The organism is Candidatus Endoriftia persephonae (assembly GCF_023733635.1).
In the GTDB taxonomy this organism is placed as follows: Bacteria; Pseudomonadota; Gammaproteobacteria; order Chromatiales; family Chromatiaceae; genus Endoriftia; species Endoriftia persephonae.
In genome coordinates, this window is record NZ_CP090569.1 from 3349978 (window position 1) to 3372721 (window position 22744).

A 22744-nucleotide genomic window follows, 5' to 3' on the forward strand; every position below is an offset into this window, starting at 1 on the left:
CATAGAAAGGACGACGCGCCGACATGCGGGATATGGAACGGGAAAACCGCCACCTCAAACAACGACTCAAGGAGCTGAGCAACGAGGCGCGGCGTAATGAGACGACCCTGAATCGCTTCCATCAGCGAGAGCTGGAACTGCTCTCTGCCGGCTCCCTGGCGGAACTGCTGCAGCATCTGACAGATGGCATGCGACGCTCCATGGAGCTGGCGTCGATCTGTCTGCTGCTGGAGGATCGGAAACACCATCTGCGCGACCTACTCAACAACAACGGCATCCCGGCAGAGAGCTTCCCCGCAGTACGTCTGGTCGATGATCTACAACAGGCACACCCCCATCTCACCAGCCTGCAACGAGTCTGGCTCGGCCCCTTCCTGGTACCTGAACACGCCGGTCTGTTCGACAACCCACAACAGCTGCAGAGTGTCGCACTGCTTCCGATCCCCCGCCGCGGCAAGATTATCGGCTGGATCTGCATGGGCAGCCGGCGCCACGACCGCTTCACCCGCCACCATGCCAGCGACTTCATCGAACACCTCGCCACAGTCAGTGGTGTCTGTCTGGAAAACGCCGCCAATCGCGAGCGTCTGCTGCTGAGCGGTTTTACCGACCCGCTCACCGAACTGTACAACCGCCGATATCTCGACCGACGCCTGCCTCAGGAGCTCTCCCGCTCGCACCGCTATCACCAGCCGCTCAGCTGCCTATTTGTCGATGCCGACCACTTCAAACAGATCAATGACCAACACGGCCATTCGGCGGGGGATCAGGTACTGCAGGAGCTGGCCCGGCGCCTGCGAGAGCAGCTGAGGGCGAGTGATCTGGCGATCCGCTACGGCGGCGAAGAGTTCACCCTACTCCTGCCCCACACCACGCTGAAAGAGGCACTGCGGCTAGCGGAGCGGATTCGCCAGCGTGTGGAGCGCGAACCGGTGCGGTTGGAGAGCGGCCAGACAATCCCGATCAGGGTCTCGGTCGGCGCCGCGCAGAGCCTGCCACCACCACCCGATCTACAGCCCGACCTGGAGAGCATCGCCAAGGCCCTGCTGGAAAACGCGGATCAGGCGCTCTATCTAGCGAAATCGAACGGCCGCAACCGGGTTGAGTGCATAAATCCCCAGGCGCGGAGCTAGTTGTCATAATCAAGAATACTCTCGCCGGCCCTCAGGCCAGCCTCACCCTGCTGCCTTGGTGGCTCACCACTCAGCGCCTCGTCCACTGGACTCAATACCCGCCAGATCGCACCGCCAACCCGATCCATCTGACTCCCCAGCTCGGCCTGCACCCCCTCCAGCAGCTCATTGCTCTCTTCATCCACGCCAACGCGCCGCTCCAGCTTCTGATAGGCGCTGAGGCAGGGGTTCTCATCCCCAACCCCAACATCGCCAAACGCCACCAGCAACAGCGCGGGGTTGGAGATCCCCAGTGCCACGCCGGCGATCGCTTTCAAAACACTCAGCTTGGTCGGGTTGATCTGCGGATCATGCAGCGGTCCGCTCACCGCCACCGGATTAGCGAAGGAGATCAGGGTCAGTTGCTTGGGTCGCGGATCAAGGATCATGTCGATACGATCCCGCCTGAAGTCAATCTTGCCACTGCCGGCGATGGTCAGCTCCTGAGTATCAACCAGCAGCCCCAGACTGCGCGCCACCCCCTGCTTGAGGTACCAGCGGCTCACCAGACAATTCAGATGGGTGTCGTGCTGCTTCTCGTCCTGCAGCTGGGACAGTAGCGTGGTGACCAGATCCTGCAGCTTGTAGGGTAGCTCCTGGTTGCGCAGCTTCGCCTTACCGCCAACTATCACAAGATCCCCGCTCAGGCTCTGCAGCAGCCCCCCCCAGGTGCGTGCGCCCGCATCGAGATCAAGGGTGATGTCGCTCTTGCCATCCAGGTCCCGACTCAGATCGAGGTGGCGCAGCAACTGCCCATAATCCAATGTCTTAGCGTGGGCCAACAGCTTGAACTTTTTCTGCGGCCCACGCGGATCAGCATAGAGCTTGGCCCGTAGCGTACCGCCGCCGCTGAATGCCAGCTCGATCGGCACCAAGCGCAATCGCGCTCCTTTGGTCTGCAGCCGCAGCTGCCCCTTGCCGAGGCGACTCTTGCCATAGCGAAGACTCTTGAAGTCGAGATCCAGCTCCAGATCCGCTGCGGAGACCCACTCGAGCCGGATACGACGCTCGGCCATCCGCTGCGACTTTTTTCCCCGCAGGCCCGACTGGGCGGCAAACAGCTGCCTGAGATCGAGTCGCTCCGATGTCAGCGAGCCGCTCAAGGCTGGTCGGCTACCGCCCCGGCGAAGCTCGAGCCTGCCGCCGATCTGGTTGCGCCCCAGGGTGAGCGAAAACGGCTGCAGTCGTAGCCCCCGCTTCTGCAGCAGCAGGCTCATCCTGAGCCGGTGCGGCCAGCCTTTGCCCAGGCCAATTTGCCGACTCGCCCAGGCGGGCAGAGCACGCCCCTTGGCCTCGATCTGCAGCGGCCCCTGCAAACGCCAATCACTAGCCCCCAGATCGAACTTCAGGCTCGCTCCCCCTTTGGGATAGCTCGCATCAAATGCAAACCGCAGCAGCCCAGCCGATTCGACCAGCTGAGCGAGCTGCGGACCCACAGCCTTCAATTTCAGGCTTTCCCCATCGAGCTGCCCCGAGGCGGCAAACTGCAGTGGCTTTCCCGGCGCCCCTTTCAGCTGTGTCTGTTTCAGCTCCCAGCGTAAGGGCTGTTGTTTACCAAAGCCGGCGACTTCGACCACCCCACCTTGCAGGCGCAGTTGCACTCGCCCGCTTTTCGCCACTGCCTCTCGGCTTACACCTTTAGCCGACAGCTCAAGTGACATGCCGGCGAGCTTCCCCTTAAGCCCGGATTTGGGCAACAGGGTTGCGAGAGACAGCTGCGAACCTGCCAGCTGCAGATCCCATTCACCGCCACTCAGCTGCTGTCGACCCTGGCCGGTAAACCTCTGCTTGCGCCATCGGAAGGCGACATCCTCAAGGGCAACCTGTTCGTCGGAGAGAGTGAGACGCGCCTGCACCGCATGCAACTCGGCTGCAGGCAGCTGCAAAGATTCGGCACGCACAACCAAGTCGAGCGCAAGCGGCAGGTGCAGCATCTCTTCTGCATCGTCTGATTGCCTGCTGGCTCCGCTCAGCAGCGGACGCAGGTTGAGTCGCTTGAAGTCCAGCTCACCTGTCAGTGTCCGCCTCCCCTGGCGTGTCTCCAGCCGCAGATCACCGCCGAAGCAAGTTTTCCCGATCCGTCCCTCGATCTGCTGCAACCGCCACTGATCCTGCGCAATCTGCAGCTTCGCAGCAAGCCGGTAGGCCCCGATGGGAACTGACGGGTTTCGTGAAGGCAGCAGTGACTCGAACCGCTCCCCCTTCCACAGCAGAGACAATTCAGTCAACCGTGGCCTTGTCTCATGCAGAGCACCATCTGCCTTCAGGCTATTTTTTTTCGAGCTCAACACGATAGTGAGTGGCCGCTTTTCACCCTTCCCTCTCTCTCCGAGGGTGGCATGCAGTGAGACGGGCTGAGCATCGGCCTCTCCCTGAAGATCAATGCTCAGGCTCTGCTCAGCGATCCGGGCACTACCCTGGGTCAGCAGCAATCTGTTGACGCCGGCAACATTGACTGCACGACCAAAGATCTGCTGCAGCGCCATCCCTTGATCGCTGGCGCGCAGTTCACCCGCAACTTCAACCCGTGCATCAGCAGCCAGGTTGAGGCCGCTCAAACGCTCCCACATGGGGCTCTGCCACGCCTCAAGCAGCCACAGCAAGCGCTCCGCCTCGGTATAACCCGCCAACCGCAACCCCTCACCGGCAAAGCTGAATGAGTAGTTGGTCGGCTCATGGGCAGTAAAATCGATAACATAACGTCCGTTCATCGGGATCGAGCGGTAGCGCACATCGCCAAACAGCTCGAAATGGCCCGTCGCCCCGAGCCGACCGCTGACCGATGTGAGCTCTAGTCGATGCAAAACGCCATCTTCCAGATAGGACAGGAGTGAGTCGTCGATCTGAATCCGAGGAATCTCCGGCAACGAAGCACCGCTTGAGCTCCCACCAGACGCCCCAAACTGCCAGTTGTTGGCGTTATCTGCAGCACGTTCGAGCCGCAGATCGGCCCCCAGCAGACGCCCCTCGGCAACCTCAATGCGCCCCGCCAGCAGCGCCATGGGAGAGAGGCTGAGCTGCAACTCGCGGGCGCTGATCATCTCCGCACGAGAGGCCCAGGCGGGGTTCATCAGCGCCACCTGCCGTGCCTGCAGGGCCGGTGGAAAGAGCGATTTGAGGCGCAACTCTCCGCGCAGCTCCAGCTTACGCCCCAAGGCATCTGAAATCAGTGCGGCCAACCGGTCCTTTTGTGGCTCAAGCCAGAGCGGCAAGCTCGCAGCCGCCAGGCCCAGCGTCAGCAACACCACGGCCAGTGCAACAATGCCAAACTTCAATCCTGGGAATCGCATTATCATCCTGATGAATTTTGCACACTATGATTTAAGTAATCAGCTTGGCTGCCGATAGAGGCTAAAGCTTGCCATCCCAATGCAGGCGGAACAACGTCACACCACGCGATTTTAGGGGAGACAACAGCAGTGCTTCAGATGCATTATTCATCCACTGCGGCAGGATGTGATCATCAAGGGACCCCCATGAAAGGGAACAGACGGCAACCAATGCTCCCAAATCAGCGCCACGCAGCGCACCGGATGCTCACGGCAATATTGCTGCTGGTGGTCGCGCTGCCTGCTGCGGCGACACCCCAACTGGATCTGCACGAAAGCCCCAACTTCACCCCCGCACCGCCGATTGGCCCCAGCGATCGCACCACCGGCGCGTTCAGGATCCCGCTCAACGCCTCGATGCGGCTGGGCGACAAAACGGGCTGGGAACTCGAGGTCACCAAGCCGTCCACCATCGGCCTCTACGATTTCAAATTCGACGACATCTCTCTACCCAACCTGCCCGACCAAGTTGAGACGGTTGGCCGCCTGCCCGGGCTGCACCTACACTTGCCCGCATCGGAGCAGTGGATACTGACCCCCTTTGTCGACATCGGCACCGGCAAGGCCCGCGACGGCAAGCAGGTTGCCTGGATCTACTCCACTGGCATGGAGAGCCGCTACGCCTTTGACTGGGGCAATCACGACCTGCTGCTCGGCAACCGGGTACGCTATTCCGGCTACGCCCTGGACGACAACAGTCAGTCCGACCGATTTCTCTCGTTCGAAACCCAGCTCGACATCCATCTCCCCAAACAGAGCAACATCTTTGGCTGGAACGCCGACCTCAACATCTACGGTCTCAACCAGCTCTACATCAACGGCTCAGAGTTCACCTCACTGCAGCAAGAGAAGCAGGAGATCACCGCTCTGTGGGAGACAGGCCTTAGTGTAGACCTCTCCAACGGCGGCAAGAGCGGCTTCTCTGGACTACCGCGTATCGGCCTGGGCTATCGTTTTGGCGAAGGTGTCAGCATGTTCCGTCTGGTGCTCGACAAAGAATTTTAAACCGCCGCGCCGATCTACACCTGCCTATTGCCTGACTCATCACTTCCGTCTAACGTTAGTCCAACTGTTTCCACGCCCCCACGCTTTTGATGTTTACCCGCTGCCCCAACTGCCACACCCTGTTCAGAATCAGCCTCGATCAACTCAAGGCCGCCAACGGCCTTGCTCGTTGTTGCGAGTGTGAGGAGATATTCAATGCACTGCAGAATCTGCAGTCGCTGCCTGGGCTGCATGCAGAGGAACAGCGCCCCCCTGACACATCCGGCCAGCCCCTGGCCGATGAGAAAACCACGCTCGAGGCTAAAACCAGCGAGGCTGATGAGCTGTTTGATGCCGATGCCGAGGGCAACGAGCAGACCAGCTCCTACATGCTGCTCGACAGCGATTCGGTGATCCTCGACAGCATCGACTTCTCACTTCCAGAGAAGGGCGCGGCGGGCGTCCCCCTCGATGATATCGAGGCAAAGCAAGAGGATGAGCTGAGCGTCGACAGGGTCAACCTCAACGACTATGACCTGGACATCGACAGCAACCCCAGCCAGGAGATTGAGAGCAAAACCACCGCCCTACTCGCTGAGGCTGAAGAAGATGTCGCCCTGGTCCCAGCGGAGGATCAGCCACAGCCGAGCGACGCAGAGCCTCCTTCCACCCCGCCAGGGGAACAGAGCCAGCCCTCCTCGGCAGACAAGGAGAAGCCACCAGCCCACACACTAGATGAGGACTCCTTCGACCTGGGAGGGATCTTCATTGAGCCCGGCTACGCCAAGCAGAGCCGCCTGTGGGGCTTCGGCGCACTGCTTCTGCTAATCGTTCTAGGCGGGCAACTGACCTGGCAGTTCCGTGACCAGATCGCCGCCCATCCGCTGGGGCGCGATCTGCTGCAGCAAGCCTGCAACCAGTTCAACTGTACTCTTCCTCAACGGCGCGACCCAAAGCGTATCGTGGTGGTCGAGCGCGACCTGCGCATCCACCCAGAACATGACGACGCCCTCTATCTGCAGCTCGACATGGTCAACCAGGCAAGCTTCGAGCAACCCTTCCCCAAGCTACAGTTGAGCCTCTTCAATGAAGCGGGCAAGGCGGTCGCCCGACGCACTTTCCTGCCTGCCGAATACCTGCCGCTAAGCCTCTCCACCGATAACCTAATGCCAGCCGGACTGCCGATCCGTATCCAGATGGAACTGGTCGACCCGGGTAGCGACGTGATTGGCTTCAAGTTTGAATTCCTCTAATCTGTTCGTGGAAATAGAATCCCGGCACGCAAACACTCTATCCCACTGATATCCATGTAAATTCCACCCCACACCGACAAAACAGGTTTTACTTCATGACCTGATTGAGGGTAAGATTCACAGTCTTTCCCTCAATAAAAACCACGTGCAGCCAGGTGATGGGACTCATGCAGATCGGCCCCTACAAGCTGGAGAACAATCTGATCCTGGCGCCAATGGCTGGCGTGACCGACCACCCGTTTCGGCAACTCTGCCGGCGCTTGGGAGCCGGCATGGCGGTTTCCGAAATGGTCTCGGCAAACTCCGCACTGTGGGGCAACCGCAAGACCATGAAGCGGCTCGACCATGAGGGGGAGAGCGGCCCGATTTCGATACAGATCGTCGGCTCGGATCCGACCATGATGGCGGAGGCGGCGCGCCTCAATGTGGCGCATGGCGCCCAGATCATCGATATCAATATGGGATGCCCGGCCAAGAAGGTCTGCAAGGTCGCGGCAGGATCAGCACTGCTACGGGACAGCGCGCTGGTGGAAAAGATTCTTCAAGCAGTGGTCGACGCGGTGGATATTCCTGTCACCCTGAAGATCCGCACCGGCTGGGATACCAACAACCGTAATGGGGTAGAGATTGCACACATCGCCGAGAACAGCGGCATCCAAGCGCTGGCGGTGCATGGCCGCACCCGTGAATGCCGTTTTGCAGGAGAGGCCGAATACGAGACGATTCGCCAGATAAAAGAGGCTGTCGCCATCCCGGTCATCGCCAACGGCGATATCGACTCCCCGGAAAAGGCGGCTGAAGTTATAAGAGAGACAAGAGCGGACGGCGTGATGATCGGCCGGGCAGCCCAGGGCAGACCCTGGATCTTCCGCGAGATCGATCACTACCTGAAGACAGGGGAAAAACTGCCAAGCCCATCGCTGAAGTGGACACAAGCAGTACTGATGGAACACCTGCAAAGCCTCTACGCATTCTACGGAGAACACCAGGGCGTACGCATCGCACGCAAGCACATTGCGTGGTACAGCAAGACCCACCCGGGTGGAGCAGGCTTCAGAAGGGAGATCAATCAGACCGACACAATCGCAGCACAACTACAACTCATAGGTCGGTTTTTTTCGATGCAAATGCAACTGGGGGAAATAGCGGCATGAACATTGAGGCAGGACTATACAGCAAGAGTGGCGAGGGGGATCTTAGCGCCACTCCGAGGAAAAAATCAGAGCCTTTGCGACAGTGCGTCCACGACGCAATGCAGCGCTACTTCGAGCACATCGACGGCCATGGTATGAGCAATCTCTACCGACTGGTGATGAACGAAGTGGAGTCACCGCTGCTGGAGAGCGTAATGGACTATACCGGCGGCAACCAGACTCGTGCCGCCGCGGTACTCGGCATCAGCCGCAGCACCCTGCGCAAAAAGCTCGCCCAGTACGGACTGGACTGAACTCCGTCCACCGAGCATAACAACGGCCACTCCGATCGCGCCTCCCTCAGTAGCACCCTGCCCGCAAGAATGAGACGCGATCGAAGCAGTAGCCCCAACTAGAAACCATTTGATAAACAAACGGATAGAGCAACCATGTCTGCAATCACCCGCGCCCTGATCAGCGTCTCTGACAAAACCGGCATCGTCGACTTCGCCCGCACCTTGGCCGACAAGGGCGTCGAGATCCTCTCCACCGGTGGTACCGCCCGCCTACTTACCGAAAACGCGATCCCGGTGATCGAGGTCTCCGAGTACACCGGCTTCCCGGAGATGATGGACGGCCGGGTGAAGACCCTGCACCCGAAGATCCACGGTGGCATCCTCGGCCGACGCGGCACCGATGACAGCGTCATGAAAGAGAACGGCATCGGCCCCATCGACCTGATCGTGGTCAACCTCTACCCCTTTGAACAGACCGTCGCCAACCCCGACTGCGATCTGCCCACCGCCATCGAAAACATCGACATCGGCGGCCCCACCATGCTGCGCGCCGCGGCCAAGAACCACACCGACGTCGCCGTGGTGGTGGATGCTGACGACTACGGCCGGGTGCTCGACGAGATGAGCGCCCGCAACGGCGAGGTCAGTCCAGCCACCCGTTTCGACCTGGCGGTCAAGACCTTCGAACACACTGCTCGCTACGACGCCGCCATCGCCAACTACCTGGGTGCCCGAGTGGGTGACGAGGCGAGCGACTTCCCACGCACCTTCTCGATGCAGTTCAAGCAGGTGCAGACCATGCGCTATGGCGAGAACCCGCACCAAAAGGCCGCCTTCTTCGTCGAACACCAGATCGACGAGGCGAGTGTCGCCACTGCCCGCCAGATCCAGGGCAAAGAGCTCTCCTACAACAACATCGCCGACACCGATGCGGCGCTGGAGTGCGTGAAGAACTTCGACGAGGGCCCGGCCTGCGTCATCGTCAAACACGCCAACCCCTGCGGCGTCGCCCTCGGCGATAATCTGCTCGACGCCTACAACCGCGCCTACAGCACCGACCCGGAGTCGGCCTTCGGCGGCATCATCGCCTTCAACGGCGAACTCGACGGCGAGACCGCCCAGGCCATCGTCGAGCGCCAGTTCGTCGAAGTGATCATCGCTCCCAAACTCTCCGCCGCCGCCATCGAGGCTGTAACCGCGAAAAAGAATGTGCGTCTACTGGAGTGTGGCGAGTGGTCCGCCGAATCGCTGCACCGTTTGGAATTCAAACGCGTCAACGGCGGCCTGCTGGTACAGGATGCCGACCTGCAGCTGAGCAACCAGATCAAGGTGGTGACCGAACGCCAACCCACCGAAGCGGAGATGCGCGACCTGCTCTTCACCTGGCGGGTCGCCAAGTTCGTCAAGTCCAACGCCATCGTCTACGGTCGAGACGGCATGACCATCGGCGTCGGCGCCGGCCAGATGAGCCGCATCAACTCCGCGCGTATCGCCGGCATCAAGGCCGAACACGCCAGCCTAGAGGTGAAGGGCTCGGTGATGGCGAGCGACGCCTTCTTCCCCTTCCGTGACGGCATCGACAGCGCCGCCGAAGCGGGCATCGCCGCAGTGATCCAGCCTGGTGGTTCGATGCGTGACGAAGAGGTGATCGCCGCCGCCAACGAACATGGCATGGCGATGGTCTTCACCGGCATGCGGCACTTTCGTCACTGATCGGCTTTACCACGAAGAACACAAAGCACAAGAAGAAATAATGGCTAACGCCCTAGTGTTCTTTGTGCCCTTTGTGGTGAGACGCTGTTTCCATGAATAAGATCCATCCCACCGCCATCATCGAGGACGGTGCCGAGCTGCACCCATCGGTCAGCGTCGGCCCCTTCTCCATCATCGAGGGCGGCGTCTTCATCGGCGAGGGCTGCGTGATCGAGAGCGGGGTGCGCATCTTCAGCGGCACGACCCTGGGCAAAAACAACCGCGTTTACAGCGGCGCCATGCTGGGTTGCGAACCCTTGGATCTCAGCTTCACTCCGGAGAAGAGCCGCCCGTTGCTGATCGGCGACAACAACCACTTCAGAGAGGGCGTCAACTTCAGTCGCGGCGTGAAGAGCGAGGACGGCACCATCATCGGCAGCGGCAACTACTTCATGTCTAACTGCCACGTCGGCCACGACTGCCGTTTTGGCGACCACAACGTAGTCGGCTCTTACACCGCCTTTGCCGGCCATGCATCCGTCAGCAACAAGGCCTTCATCTCTGGCCTAGCGGGAATCCATCAGTTCTGCCGCATCGGCGACAACGTCATGATCGCCGGCTGCGCCAAGGTGGTTAAAGACGTCCCCCCCTTCACCACCTGCGACGGCAACCCAGCGCGCATCCTAGGGCTCAACGCAGTGGGGCTGCGCCGTAACGGCTTCGATGCAACGGCCCGCAAATCGATCAAACAGACCTACAAGATCCTCTACCACTCAGACCTCAACATCTCCCAGGCTCTGGAACAGCTGCGCGGTGAGCCCCAGGGCAGCGAGGCGCAGCGCATCATCGCCTTCTTCGAAGCCAGCGAACGTGGTGTCACCACACACAAGTAGCCGCACCACCACGCCTTATAGGGCTTTTCCGCTTTACCTTCACGCCAGCCTGGTCTATCTCTTCTACATGACCCTCACTGAGGCGACCTACTGACCTCCAGTCAACCCTAAGGTGGTGCTACCATGCCAAACACCTGTACTGATGTAGTGATCCATATCGTCGAAGAGCTAGACGACGCCAACATCAACGCCATCGAACGTGAACTGTCCAGTGTCGACGGGGTGGTCTCGGCCTGCGTCAACGAGAAGGCCCGTCATCTCATCCTGGTCGACTACGATCCTGCCGACATCCACGCCAGCGAGCTGCTGCACAAGGTCGAACACCGCGGACTGCACGCCCAGCTGGTGGGCCTGTAACACGCAGACCCGTCGCCCCACTCAACAAGGCCCTGCGGGGCCTTTTTCATGCCGCCCCTCACTCCGCAACGATACAAACCCGTCCCATGAAACGGTATCATTGCGCCAGTTTCCATAACGCCTGAAGTAGAACACCATGAAGATACTCGTCATCGGCTCCGGTGGCCGAGAACACGCCCTCGCCTGGAAGGCGGCCCAGTCTCCTTTGGCCGACAAGGTCTTCGTCGCCCCTGGCAATGCCGGCACCGCGCTGGAACCGAAGCTGGAGAATGTAGCGATCAGCGTCGAGGACATCGATGCGCTGGTCAGCTTCGCCAAAACCAACGCGATCGGCCTGACCATCGTCGGCCCCGAAGTGCCACTGGTGATCGGCCTGGTGGACGCCTTCACTGCAGCCGGCCTGAAGTGCTTCGGCCCGACCCAGGGTGCGGCCCAACTGGAGGGCTCCAAATCCTTCACCAAGGACTTCCTCGCCCGCCACCAGATCCCTAGCGCCGACTATAAAACCTTCACCGAGATCGAGCCGGCACTCGCCTATCTGCAGCAGCAGGGTGCGCCGATCGTGATCAAAGCCGACGGCCTGGCCGCCGGCAAAGGCGTCATCGTCGCGATGGATCTGCAGACCGCCGAGGCAGCGGTGAAGGATATGCTCGCCGGCAACGCTTTCGGTGAGGCGGGTCACCGGGTGGTGATCGAGGAGTTCCTCGACGGCGAGGAGGCGAGCTTCATCGTCATCGCTGACGGCGAACATGTGCTGCCAATGGCCACCAGCCAGGACCACAAGCGCGCCGGCGACGGCGACACTGGCCTCAACACCGGCGGCATGGGGGCCTACTCGCCGGCACCGGTGGTCAGCGAGGCGATCCACCAGCGCATCATGGATGAGGTGATCCTGCCCACCATCAAGGGCATGGCTGCAGAGGGGCTGCCCTACACCGGCTTCCTCTACGCCGGGCTGATGATCATGGCCGACGGCACCCCCAAGGTGATCGAATACAACTGCCGCTTCGGCGACCCGGAGACCCAGCCGATCATGCTGCGGATGCGCTCCGACCTGGTGGCCCACTGCCTCGCCGCCATCAACGGCCAGCTCGATAGTGAGACCACCGAATGGGATCCACGCGCCGCTCTCGGCGTGGTGCTCGCCGCCGGCGGCTACCCCGGCGACTACGCCAAGGGCAGGGTAATCTCCGGTCTACCTGAAAGCGAGTGCGATGGCGAGAAGGTGTTCCACGCCGGCACCGCAGAGCAGGATGGCCAGGTGCTCACCGCCGGCGGCCGGGTGCTCTGCGCCACCGCCCTGGGCGAGGACGTCGCCACGGCCCAAGCACGGGCCTACCAGCTCGCACGCAGCATCAGCTGGGAAGGGGTCTATCTGCGCAACGACATCGGCTATCGTGCGGTGGCCCGTGAGCAGAGCTGATACTGGTCAGCCGGGGAGAGGACCAATCACGCCACTCACCCTCGGCTTCCGGGCGGCTCTTATGCTGGCGCTGCTGGCGATCACCCATCTGGCCACCACCAGCATCGACTACCCGATGGTCTCCAGTGTCTGGGACAAGCTGGAGCACAGCAGTGCGTTTCTCTGCCTGGCGCTGCTGAGCGACTTCAGCTTCCCACACTCACGCTGGGACCGGCGCAAGTGGCTGCCGCTGCTCGGCTACGGTCTGCTGATCGAGCTAATCCAGCACTTTCTGCCCGACCGCCACTTCTCGCTGCTCGACCTGGGAGCCGACGCGATCGGCCTACTGGTCTATCCGCTGCTGTTACCACTACTGCTGCGACTACCCCTGCTGTCGCGCCACTGCCATACTGGGGACGATCAGCAAAAGGCGGCCGACTGAATCGCCAACAAGCCCCAGGAACGCCCATGAGTAGCAGCAACCGCTTCAAATTCGACTTTCTCGCCTCCAAGCCGAAGGCGATCCAGCGCTCGGTCTCCAACCATCTGGTCTACACCATCGGCAAGGATCCCTTCACCGCCACCGACCACGACTGGATGATGGCCTTCTGCCATGTGGTGCGAGACCGGCTGATCGAACGCTGGATGGAGACCCAGCGCAGCTACTACCGCAACGACGCCAAGCGAGTCTACTACCTGTCGATGGAGTTCCTGATCGGTCGCAGCCTGACCAACAGCCTGCTCAACATGGATATCCACGACGCCTGCAGCAGCGCCCTGCACCGGCTCGGCATCGAACTGGAGCGACTGCGCAACCTGGAGCACGACGCCGCGCTGGGCAACGGCGGCCTGGGGCGGCTGGCGGCCTGCTTTCTCGACTCAATGGCGACCCTCGACCTGCCCGGCATCGGCTACGGCATCCGCTTCGAGTACGGCATGTTCCGCCAGCGCATCGAAAACGGCCAACAGGTCGAGCACCCGGAGAACTGGCTAGCGCACGGCAACCCATGGGAGTTCCCGCGCCCAGAGGTGGCCTACAAGGTGCGCTTTGGCGGTCGGGTACTGGAGTATCAGGGGCCGAACGGACGGCGTCAGTTCGACTGGATCGAGGGTGATCTCGTGCTCGCCCAGGCCTACGATACGCCGATCCCCGGCTACAAAAACGACACCGTCAACAACCTGCGGCTGTGGAGCGCCAAAGCGCATCAGGCGTTCGACCTGAGCTGCTTCAACATGGGCGAATACAGCAGCGCAGTGGAGGAGAAGACCCTCTCGGAGAATATCTCCAAGGTGCTCTACCCCGACGACAGCAGCAGCCAGAATCGCGAGCTGCGCCTCAAGCAGCAGTACTTCTTCGTCTGCGCCTCACTCAAGGATATCCTGCGCCGCTTCTTCTCCGACCACAACGATATCCACGAGCTGCCGGAGCGGGTCGCCATCCAGCTCAACGACACCCACCCTGCCATCGCTATCCCGGAGCTGATGCGGGTGCTGATCGACAAGTACCATTTGGAGTGGCAGCTGGCCTGGGAGATCACCACCAAGATCTTCTCCTACACCAACCACACCCTGCTGCCAGAGGCCCTGGAGAGCTGGCCGGTGGAGCTGCTAGGGCGGCTGCTGCCACGCCATCTGCAGCTGATCTATGAGATCAACCGCCGCTTTCTGCTGATGGTGGCCAACCTCCACCCTGGCGACACCGAGCGGCAGCGGCGCCTCTCGGTGATCGATGAGCAGGATGGCCGGCGGGTGCGCATGGCGCATCTGGCGATCATCGGCAGCCACAAGGTCAATGGCGTCTCGGCCCTCCACTCCGGACTGCTGAAGTCATCGACCTTCCACGACTTCGATGAGTTCTATCCTAACAAGATCATCAACATCACCAATGGCATCACCCCACGCCGTTGGCTCTATCAGGCCAACCGCCCCCTCTCGGCACTGATCTGCGAGGCGATCGGCGACGCCTGGGTGCGTGACCTGAACCAGCTCGAGGCGCTGATCCCGCTGGCCGACGACAGCAGCTTTCAGGAGCGATTCGCCGCAGCCAAACTGGTCAACAAACAGCGCCTTGCAGAGCTGGTTAAGTTCCACCTGGGGCAACAGATCGACCCCCACACCCTGTTCGATGTACAGGTGAAACGGATCCATGAATACAAGCGCCAACTGCTCAACCTGATGCGGGTGATCGCCCACTACAATCGCCTGCTCGACGCCCCCGACGCCGAGGTGGTGCCACGCACCTACATCTTCGGCGGCAAGGCGGCCCCCGGCTACTTCATGGCGAAGCTGATCATCCGCCTGATCAACGATGTGGCCGACGTCATCGACAACGACCAAGCAGTTAACAAACGGCTGAAGGTGCTGTTCATCCCCAACTACGATGTCACCACCGCGGCCGACATCATCCCCGCAGCGGAGCTGTCGCAGCAGATCTCCACCGCCGGCATGGAGGCCTCTGGCACCGGCAACATGAAGCTGGCGCTCAACGGCTCACTCACCATGGGCACCCTGGACGGCGCCAATGTGGAGATCCGCGACCAGGTGGGAGCAGAGAATATCTTCATCTTCGGCCTCACCACCGACCAAGTGAAACAGCGCTGCCAGCAGGGTTACCATCCTCGCTACCACTTCGAGTCCGAGCCGCTGCTGCGGCGGGTGGTAGAAATGATCGGCAACGGTTTCTTCTCGCCTGAAGAGCCGGAGCGCTACAAACCACTGGTGGAGAGCCTGCTGGATCGCGATCACTTTATGGTGATGGCCGACTTCCAGGCCTACCTTGAGTGCAGCGATCGGGCCGATGCCATCTACCGCCAGCCAGAGATCTGGAACCAGATGGCGATACTCAACACCGCGCAGATGGGCTACTTCTCCAGCGACCGCACCATCCAGGAGTATGCGCAGCAGATCTGGCAGATCGCCCCGATCCAGCGTTAATCAGCAGCGAACCGTTCAAAATCCATGACCCGACTCTTCGTCAACCGCCTGACTGTTATCGACTTCTCCTACCTGGACCCGCATCGTGGCCTTCTCGGCGAGAGCTGGCTGGTCGATGTAGAGTTGGAGGGCGGACTCGACGCCCAGGGCATGGTACTCGACTTCGCCGAGGTCAAACGCCAAGTCAAGCAGAGTCTGGACCAGCACTTCGACCACAAACTATTAGTGCCCAACGCCAACCCCGGGCTCAAGTTGACCCAGCAGGGCGAGATGTTGGAGCTGCGATTTACGCTGGACAATGGCCGCTTCATCCACCACCGCTCACCAACCGATGCCATCTGCCTGATCGATGCGCTGCGGATCGACAGCGAGGCGGTCACCCAGGCCATCGAGGCGACTCTGACACCGCTGATGCCCACCAATGTAAAGCGGCTCGGCATCCACCTCTACCCTGAACCCTGCGACGGCGCCGGCTACCAATACAGCCACGGCCTGCAACAGCACGCCGGCAACTGCCAGCGCATCGCCCACGGCCACCGCTCGCCGATCCAGATTCTGCGCAACGGCCAGCGCGACGCGACACTGGAGCAGGAGTGGGCCGCACGCTGGCGCGATATCTTCATCTGTAGCCGCAGCTACGTTCAGGGCGAGAACGTCGAAGATGGGGTGCGCTATCTACAGATCGCCTACCAAGCCGCGCAGGGGCCGTTCGAGCTGCAACTCCCGGCCAGTTGCTGCTACCTGATCGACACTGACTCCACAGTAGAGAATTTAGCGCAGCACATCGCCGAGACCCTCAAAGCGGAACACCCTTCAGAACACTTTTTGGTGCGCGCCTATGAGGGGGTGGGAAAGGGGGCAATCGGCGAAGCCTGACGCGCCCCCAAGCGGGCTAAGCCTTCAGCGCAGGCAAAACTCGCTCATCAATCAACAACGCAAGTGCCGACAGCTCAGGGTAATCCGCCGCCACCGAGACGATATAGCCCAGGGTGCGGGGGATATCCTTCAGATAGCCCGGCTTGCCATCGCGTCGGTTGAGGCGGGCGAAGATCCCGGCCGCTTTCAGGTGACGCTGTACCCCCATCAGATCGAACCAGCGCAGGAAGCGGTCCTCGTGCTCATCGCTCAACACCCCCGACTGCACCGCCAGCTCGTAGTAGCCCAGCGCCCAAGCCCGCACCCGCGACTTCGGCCACTCGATGTAGCAGTCGCGCAGTAGCGAGACCAGATCGTAGGTGACCGGGCCAACCACTGCGTCCTGAAAGTCGATGACCCCGGGGTTGTGGCGCTCGGTGAACATCAAGTTGCGCGAATGAAAGTCACGGTGCACACAGACCTGAGATTGCTCCAGCGCACTCTGTGCTAGCAGGGCGAAGCTCTCGTCGAGCATCGACTGCTCTTCTGTGCTGAGTGTCAGCCCAAGCTGTCGCCCAAGCAGCCAGTCACGGAACAGCTCCATCTCTCGCTGCAGCAGCGCCTCATCATAGGGCGGAAGCCCCTCCCGTGGACCACAGGCCTGGATCGTCATCAGCGCACCAAGGGCATCACCGTAGAGGCGCTCGACACTAGTTTCATCCAGTTCATCGAGATAGAGCCGATTGCCTAGGTCACTCAGCAACAGATAGCCGTTTTCGATGTCCCGCGCATGGATGTGTGGCACGTTCAGGCCGATCGCCTCAAACGCCTCGGCGACTTGGATGAAGGGGGCAGTGTCTTCCTGGGCAGGCGGCGCATCCATCGCGATAAAGCTGCCGTGGCTGTTTGTGATACGGAAATAGCGACGGAAGCTGGCATCGTCGGAGGCCGGCTCGAAGCGGTAGTCGCCCAGATCGGGGAGGCTGTTCAGCCAGGATTTCAGTTGTTCGATACGTTGTGACATGGTTGCGGCCCGCTGGGGCTTCAGGTGTCTGGATGTGGGAGTATATCGAACAGCGTGCTCGACTGCCCTCAACCTCTTAACTCCAATCACAGTAAACCGATAGTTCGAACAGCATCACAGACGGCAGAAAAACCATGTCGTAGTTATTGCCATACCCTCTCCATCATCCCAAAATTTCCCTGGTAAACACGCAATTCAGGCAACAGGAGCCTTGCGATGGCGATCAGCCCCTCTGACTCCGCCCGCAACAGAGGCGGCACCTTTTGTCACCGGCAACCGTTCATCGAGTTGCTGCTGTGCATTCTCACAGTCTCTGCTTTTAGCACGAACACCATCGCAGCAGGCGATGACGGCAACCGCCGTGCAGCGCTGGTTATCCGAGAAATAGAGCCTCTCTCTTTTGGCCGGATCATCACCCAGAGCAACAGAGAAACCATCATCTCGATTGAACCGCAGACAGGCCACCGGCATTTTGGGGGAAGCACTGCCGAGGCAAGCGGCTTCCACAAACCGGCCCACCTGCTGATTGAAGGGGAACCAAATGCAAAGGTACGTCTTCTGCTCCCCCATAGCAGATCGTCGGATAGCAGAAACGAAGCCGTCCTGGAAAACTTTCGCTGCTATCCGGAAGGCCCCATCGTATTGGCTCCCAATGGTCGCGCAGAGGTCTTTATCGGTGCCGATCTGCGATTGCCACCGCGCTTTGGCAGGCCGGTCAGAACCCGGATCAGCATTGATGCAGAGTATCTCGATTGACAGCCTGTCGGACTCAGATCTGACCTGGCAGCGACGCAAGGCCTGAGCAGTCGATGTACGAAGCTCACTCCTCGAACAAAGGATTTCCCCTCAAATCAGGGAGATGCCGTCATGCGCAGCTTGAAATCAATACCGCTGATCACATCACCATCAGGGGCAATCGTCAGCTTGATCTCCCGAGAGGCCTCGAACGACAGCTGGCGCGCCTGTTCCGGTGAGACCCGCACCCGATAATCCCCCGGAAAGACGCCGCTAAAGAGATAAAATCCGTCATAGGCTGTACGCTCAACCGCAACCACCTTGCCCTCTCTGTTCAGCAATTCAATATCAACGTTAGACAGCTCTTTAGTGCTCCCCCCATCAATCAGTAACACACTTCCATCAATCTCACCGGTTGGAGTAAACGGGAAATCAACCCGCGTTGCGTGTCCTGGTCTGGGAAACAGCACCACGCCTTTGTAGACGGGCATCAGGGAGGGGTCTTCAACACTGCCGAGGATCGGCATCACCTGAGTTGGCCGGTGCGGGGCAAGGCCGGTCAGCAGAAGCACTCCATACTCATCGCTGAGCGCATCATCAGGCACGCCACCTCGACGAAAGCGGGTGCCGACGAGTGGGGTTTCCCCCTGATCAAACACCCCATTCATGTTTCTATCGATAAACACCGATGCCGACACAGCGCCATAACTGGCTCTTTTTTCAGGCCAGATAAACCAGCTCCCATGGCGTGGTTCCCGCCCCAGAGAGAGGCTCCAGGTCAGCCCGACGTTGAGTTTCTCGTCAGAGGAGTAGCTTGAACTCAGGGAGAGGGCAAAGTATTTGAATTTACGGTTCAGGCTCCCACCCAGACTGATCACGGAGGTATCGAAATTGTAGGAGAGATCGGCCCGTAGAGAGTAGCCATCCCCCACTCGCCAATCGAGGGTCCCGCTCAGCTGATCGAGCGAGACCCCAGGCGTCAGCAGCGCATAATCAAGCGTCCCACGCAGGCGAAAATCATTGTAACGACCGCTCGCCCGCAGGGCCCCATTCAGGCCGCTACTGTGGCCAGTTTGCTGGCCAGAATAGTAGTAGTCCAAGGTGTTCGTAAACGCTGTGTCGGCCCAGAAGAGAGACAACCGGTTGCCCACGTGGATTTCACTGTTGCCAGAACGAAAACGATCCCAGCCAAAGGTGAGTGCGTAACGCAGATTGAAGGCATCGATATCTCCATCGAGACGAAAATCAGTATTCGATAGCAGCGGATCATCGCCCTCCATAACCCCGGTCTTCCGACTGGTAAAGTTGAAAAACTGATCATGGGAAAGCGTCAGGCTGAAGAGATCCTGCTGTGTCTGCAGATCGAGGCCCAGGGCTACCCCCCCAGCCGTCAGGTCATGCACCAGATCCACCCGAGAGAAGGCCCCCAGTAAACTGCCACGGGCATTCACTCCCAGGTAGTACCTACGCTCTCCATCTGCCAGCGGCAGGGTTGTGAAGGAACTACCAAGGGTCAGGTTATTGCTAATCCCTCGCTCATACTCCAGCGCCAGCTGATAAGCGCCCCGAGCACTGTCTCCACTATCCTTGCGCTCACCAAGCTCAACAACCCCCTCATCCTTCTGGTTGATTCCAACCTGAAACTGCTGCTCCCCGGGCCTTACCTGCCCCGCTCCCACGAGCACCCGACGTACCTCCTCCCGGCGCTGTCCCTGAGGGCCGTAAAAGACCAGTTTCATGTGATTGTTGCCGGGTAGCAGAGGCACATCGAGAAACTCATAACGACCATCAGACCGTGAAATCTGGGAATCGAGCAGTTCGCCGTTACGATAGAGTTCAACCTCCCAGCCCTGAAGCAGTTCCCCGGTAAGGTGAGTCTTGCTGAACTCGGTTGGATGGTTGAGCGGCATACTCGACAGCGTCAGGCCGCGTCCTGAACCACTGCCGGACACCAACGCCATAGAGGGCGAGTAGACATCTCCCAGCGCCACACTGGTCACTCCCAAATGCTCGCCAAACACCCTACCCTCGGGGTCCTTCCGCGAAAGTGTCAGACGCACATCCGATATGGCATCGTTCTCATTGCCTGAGACATAGAGTTTGCCATTCATCCACAGCAGATCGCCGGTTGCCAACATATTAAAGTGAGCCGCATTGCTGGCGGGCTGCCCCTTTACCCCGCGATGCGCCAACGAACCAGAGAGATCGATCAACGGCACCTCCACGGCTTCAAACACATCCGGCAGATAGGGCAGTTGCAACTCATCGCCAGCCTCCCACTTCCGCCCCAGCATCTGCCGACGCATCTGCCGCTGCGCACGTTGCTGGAAGGGCAACGCTTCATCAGGCTCCAGTTTTAGCCGCAGGGAGGCCAGATCCACTGAAAGTCGCAGCGGCAGCCACTGCTGCAGCAAACTGCTATGCACATAGATCTCATGTTGGTGCAACTCCACCAGATTGCGGTTGAGTTTGTGGACTCGTCCATCCACCCGCACCTCGCCCCGCGCATAGTCCAAATCAAACTGGTGGCGCTCATCAATAAACCAGCCAGAGGCATGTCCTTCGGCTGCGGTAACCTGGATGGGAAACTCTACCGCGTAGAAGAACTCGGAGAGGGGCAGCAGCACACCTGACGGCACGAGATAGCCAAGCAAGCCGTCACTCAACACGGTTCGCCCCACAACCAGCTGCAGGATCAGTTCATCCTCAGCAGGGCGGCTTGTTGGCTCGAGTGAGACCTCCGCATCAGGCACAACCATCGCAGCGCTGTTCAGCTCCTGAGACGGATGGCCCCGAGTCAGAGCCGGTTCTCCACTCACTTTCTGTGCTGAACCCGCAGCACCAACATCCGCTCGCCGGGCAGGATGCCCATCGTCCACACCCCCAGGCGGCCCCTGTTTGGCAGAAAGGTCAGACTCCCACCTCCTGCCTGGCTGATCCGTAATGCGGCTGACATCTCGGCGATGGGTGAACTGATGATCTGCAAAGACATCCGGCAAGTAGGCAAATTGACGCCCGGCAGGCCCTGGCTTGGGTGAGTCTATCGGCACATTTGCCTCCACCGCCGCAGGGCTTGGAGCTGTCGAGGGTAGCACCGGTGCAGACAGAGAGCGCCCAGGCGGTAGATTATCGGCCTCTCCAGCCAGTGGGGCGTCGCTGCCTCCATCACCCAAAGGATGACTCACGGACAGGGGACGTTTACCATCATCAACCTCCGTCGGCCGGGACACAGGCCCCTCAAGCAGTGCCTCCCTGTGGCGCCTGACGGGTAACTGATTAGACACCAGTCTGACCTGCGCAGCATCTAGATCGACTGAGAGATGCAGCGAAAACCACTGCTGCAGCTGGCTAGGATGCACAAAGATGTCGTCCAGATGCAGTTCGACCCGCTCCCGTTCCAGCCTGAAACGCCGCCCATCCACCCATACCAGACCCTGACTGTAGTCAAGTTCAAAACGCTGTGGCGGTTCGCCAAACCAGCCTTCAGCACGCCCTGCGCGGGAGCTGACCTGGATCGGATAGCCCATCGCATAACTGATTCCGGAAAGCGGCAGCAGGAGTTCCCCCTGATGCAGATAGCCGATCAGGCCATCACTCAGCACTCCTTTGTCATCCACCAAGCGTAAAATCCGGGCATCACCGTCGACAGGTGCCGGCGTTTCCAGCCTGGATGGTATGTTCAGCTGGTCACTGCTTAATCCATCCTCCTCCAAGGGTGGCGTGCGGGTCGAAGAGAAGACAAACAGAAGCACAACAGCACCGGCGGCAAGCAGCGCCACCCCCTCTACGAGCCCGGATCTGGTATTGAGGTTGAACAAGCGGGCGGGTCAATGAATTGTCAACTCAGCGGCTGCCTTAACTCCCTGTCTGCCAGTCTCTGTAAACTCAGCCCTCAAGACCCCATCCCGCAGTCTTTCTGAGCCCATCTCCTGCAATGGCACGATGATTGACCGTTTTTGCAACGGCGTATAGACAGCCACTCCCTTGATGTAACCGACCAAACGCCTCTCCCCCTGCCGCGGTTGGTGATAGACATTGATGCTTCCGTAGAGTGAACGGTTGCCCTGCCGGTGCAGGTTCAGCGCAATTCGCGACCGCGGCTTTTTCCTGTCCGGGGGCAGGTATTTGAGCGCCTTCAGTTCGAGAGACGCATCGAGCATGCCGTGACGCGCAATCACAGGGATGGTTATTGAGTGGCGCGCCACCATCCGCACCTTCACCCCTCCCCGATTATCAGCAAGCTGCTCCACGTCGGTGCCTGCCATGGCGTCGGGAAGCTCCTCAATAGTCAGGTGCGAACGGTATTCACCCGGTTCCAGGTCACGCGGCTTGCGCAGCAACAGTCGCACCGATTGCATCTTGCCAGGCCCCAACGTCATCCTCCTTGGCGAATAGCGCAACAGCGTGGAGGAGGTTTTCTCTGCCTCAGTCGGGTCATCGACTACATCCAGGTGACCCGTGTTTGTCATCCGCATCTCCTGGAAATAGATCTTATAGGTCGCGGCACGATCCCCCCGGTTAATCACCAGCAGTTCCGCACTGCGTTTACGTCCATCGAACACCACCCGTTTGGGGTCAACAGCCATAGCCCCTGCATAAGCAGTCAAAGGCAGTACAAAACTGACCAAAGCAGTGAGTAAAACCCAATTAAGCAGCATACAAAGGGGAACCGTACGACCGGTCAT

At 60.1% G+C, this 22744-nt stretch carries 17 protein-coding genes; 13 read left to right on the plus strand and 4 right to left on the minus strand.

The window, feature by feature from the left end:
• Positions 1 to 23: 23 nt before the first annotated feature.
• On the plus strand, positions 24 to 1133 hold the full coding sequence (locus tag L0Y14_RS15185) for a GGDEF domain-containing protein (RefSeq protein WP_006474888.1): 1110 nt from the start codon (positions 24 to 26) through the stop codon (positions 1131 to 1133).
• On the opposite strand, the gene L0Y14_RS15190 is transcribed toward L0Y14_RS15185, so the two are convergent.
• On the minus strand, positions 1130 to 4462 hold the full coding sequence (locus L0Y14_RS15190) for an AsmA family protein (protein ID WP_240991657.1): 3333 nt from the start codon (positions 4460 to 4462) through the stop codon (positions 1130 to 1132). The two genes, L0Y14_RS15185 and L0Y14_RS15190, sit on opposite strands and share 4 nt — an antisense overlap.
• Before the next feature lie 243 nt (positions 4463 to 4705).
• On the opposite strand from L0Y14_RS15190, the gene L0Y14_RS15195 reads away from it, so the two are divergent.
• From L0Y14_RS15195 to L0Y14_RS15245, 11 genes are all read left to right on the plus strand, one after another.
• On the plus strand, positions 4706 to 5506 hold the full coding sequence (locus tag L0Y14_RS15195; protein WP_006474886.1) for a hypothetical protein: 801 nt from the start codon (positions 4706 to 4708) through the stop codon (positions 5504 to 5506).
• Positions 5507 to 5595: 89 nt separating this feature from the next.
• Positions 5596 to 6738 (plus strand): zinc-ribbon and DUF3426 domain-containing protein, encoded by a 1143-nt coding sequence (locus L0Y14_RS15200; RefSeq protein ID WP_006474885.1) that lies wholly within the window; start codon positions 5596 to 5598, stop codon positions 6736 to 6738.
• 167 nt (positions 6739 to 6905) lie between these two features.
• Positions 6906 to 7892 (plus strand): tRNA dihydrouridine synthase DusB, encoded by a 987-nt coding sequence (gene dusB, locus L0Y14_RS15205; protein WP_006474884.1) that lies wholly within the window; start codon positions 6906 to 6908, stop codon positions 7890 to 7892.
• Positions 7889 to 8185: a DNA-binding transcriptional regulator Fis gene (gene fis, locus L0Y14_RS15210; protein ID WP_010086430.1), complete on the plus strand. Its 297-nt coding sequence runs from the start codon at positions 7889 to 7891 to the stop codon at positions 8183 to 8185. Before dusB ends, fis begins: the two co-directional genes overlap by 4 nt.
• A gap of 135 nt (positions 8186 to 8320) precedes the next feature.
• Complete coding sequence (purH, locus tag L0Y14_RS15215; RefSeq protein ID WP_005958617.1) at positions 8321 to 9880, plus strand: bifunctional phosphoribosylaminoimidazolecarboxamide formyltransferase/IMP cyclohydrolase; 1560 nt, start codon at positions 8321 to 8323, stop codon at positions 9878 to 9880.
• A 92-nt stretch (positions 9881 to 9972) separates the two neighbouring features.
• Positions 9973 to 10752 carry an acyl-ACP--UDP-N-acetylglucosamine O-acyltransferase gene (lpxA, locus tag L0Y14_RS15220; protein ID WP_005958618.1) on the plus strand — a complete coding sequence of 260 codons (780 nt, stop codon included), beginning with the start codon at positions 9973 to 9975 and terminating at the stop codon, positions 10750 to 10752.
• A gap of 123 nt (positions 10753 to 10875) precedes the next feature.
• Positions 10876 to 11109: a heavy metal-associated domain-containing protein gene (locus tag L0Y14_RS15225; protein ID WP_005958619.1), complete on the plus strand. Its 234-nt coding sequence runs from the start codon at positions 10876 to 10878 to the stop codon at positions 11107 to 11109.
• Between the two features lie 136 nt (positions 11110 to 11245).
• Positions 11246 to 12532: a phosphoribosylamine--glycine ligase gene (gene purD, locus L0Y14_RS15230; protein ID WP_005958620.1), complete on the plus strand. Its 1287-nt coding sequence runs from the start codon at positions 11246 to 11248 to the stop codon at positions 12530 to 12532.
• Positions 12519 to 12953, plus strand: a complete 435-nt coding sequence (locus L0Y14_RS15235; RefSeq protein ID WP_240991655.1) for a VanZ family protein — start codon at positions 12519 to 12521, stop codon at positions 12951 to 12953. Before purD ends, L0Y14_RS15235 begins: the two co-directional genes overlap by 14 nt.
• 26 nt (positions 12954 to 12979) lie before the next feature.
• Positions 12980 to 15445 (plus strand): glycogen/starch/alpha-glucan phosphorylase, encoded by a 2466-nt coding sequence (locus L0Y14_RS15240; protein WP_005958622.1) that lies wholly within the window; start codon positions 12980 to 12982, stop codon positions 15443 to 15445.
• 24 nt (positions 15446 to 15469) lie between these two features.
• Positions 15470 to 16321, plus strand: coding sequence for a 6-carboxytetrahydropterin synthase (locus tag L0Y14_RS15245; RefSeq protein ID WP_006474877.1), 852 nt, complete (start codon positions 15470 to 15472; stop codon positions 16319 to 16321).
• 16 nt (positions 16322 to 16337) lie between these two features.
• On the opposite strand, the gene L0Y14_RS15250 is transcribed toward L0Y14_RS15245, so the two are convergent.
• Positions 16338 to 17324 (minus strand): aminoglycoside phosphotransferase family protein, encoded by a 987-nt coding sequence (locus L0Y14_RS15250; RefSeq protein WP_006474874.1) that lies wholly within the window; start codon positions 17322 to 17324, stop codon positions 16338 to 16340.
• 216 nt (positions 17325 to 17540) lie between these two features.
• Between L0Y14_RS15250 and L0Y14_RS15255 the strand changes: the two genes are divergently transcribed.
• Complete coding sequence (locus L0Y14_RS15255; RefSeq protein ID WP_039959480.1) at positions 17541 to 18080, plus strand: DUF4402 domain-containing protein; 540 nt, start codon at positions 17541 to 17543, stop codon at positions 18078 to 18080.
• A 95-nt stretch (positions 18081 to 18175) separates the two neighbouring features.
• Here L0Y14_RS15255 and L0Y14_RS15260 read toward each other — a convergent pair whose 3' ends face one another.
• Both L0Y14_RS15260 and L0Y14_RS15265 read right to left on the minus strand, forming a co-directional pair.
• On the minus strand, positions 18176 to 21838 hold the full coding sequence (locus tag L0Y14_RS15260; RefSeq protein WP_240991654.1) for an MSCRAMM family protein: 3663 nt from the start codon (positions 21836 to 21838) through the stop codon (positions 18176 to 18178).
• A gap of 48 nt (positions 21839 to 21886) precedes the next feature.
• The gene (locus L0Y14_RS15265) at positions 21887 to 22645 is read right to left on the minus strand and encodes a fimbrial biogenesis chaperone (RefSeq protein ID WP_006474869.1); all 759 of its coding nucleotides are present in this window, start codon (positions 22643 to 22645) and stop codon (positions 21887 to 21889) included.
• Positions 22646 to 22744: the final 99 nt, after the last annotated feature.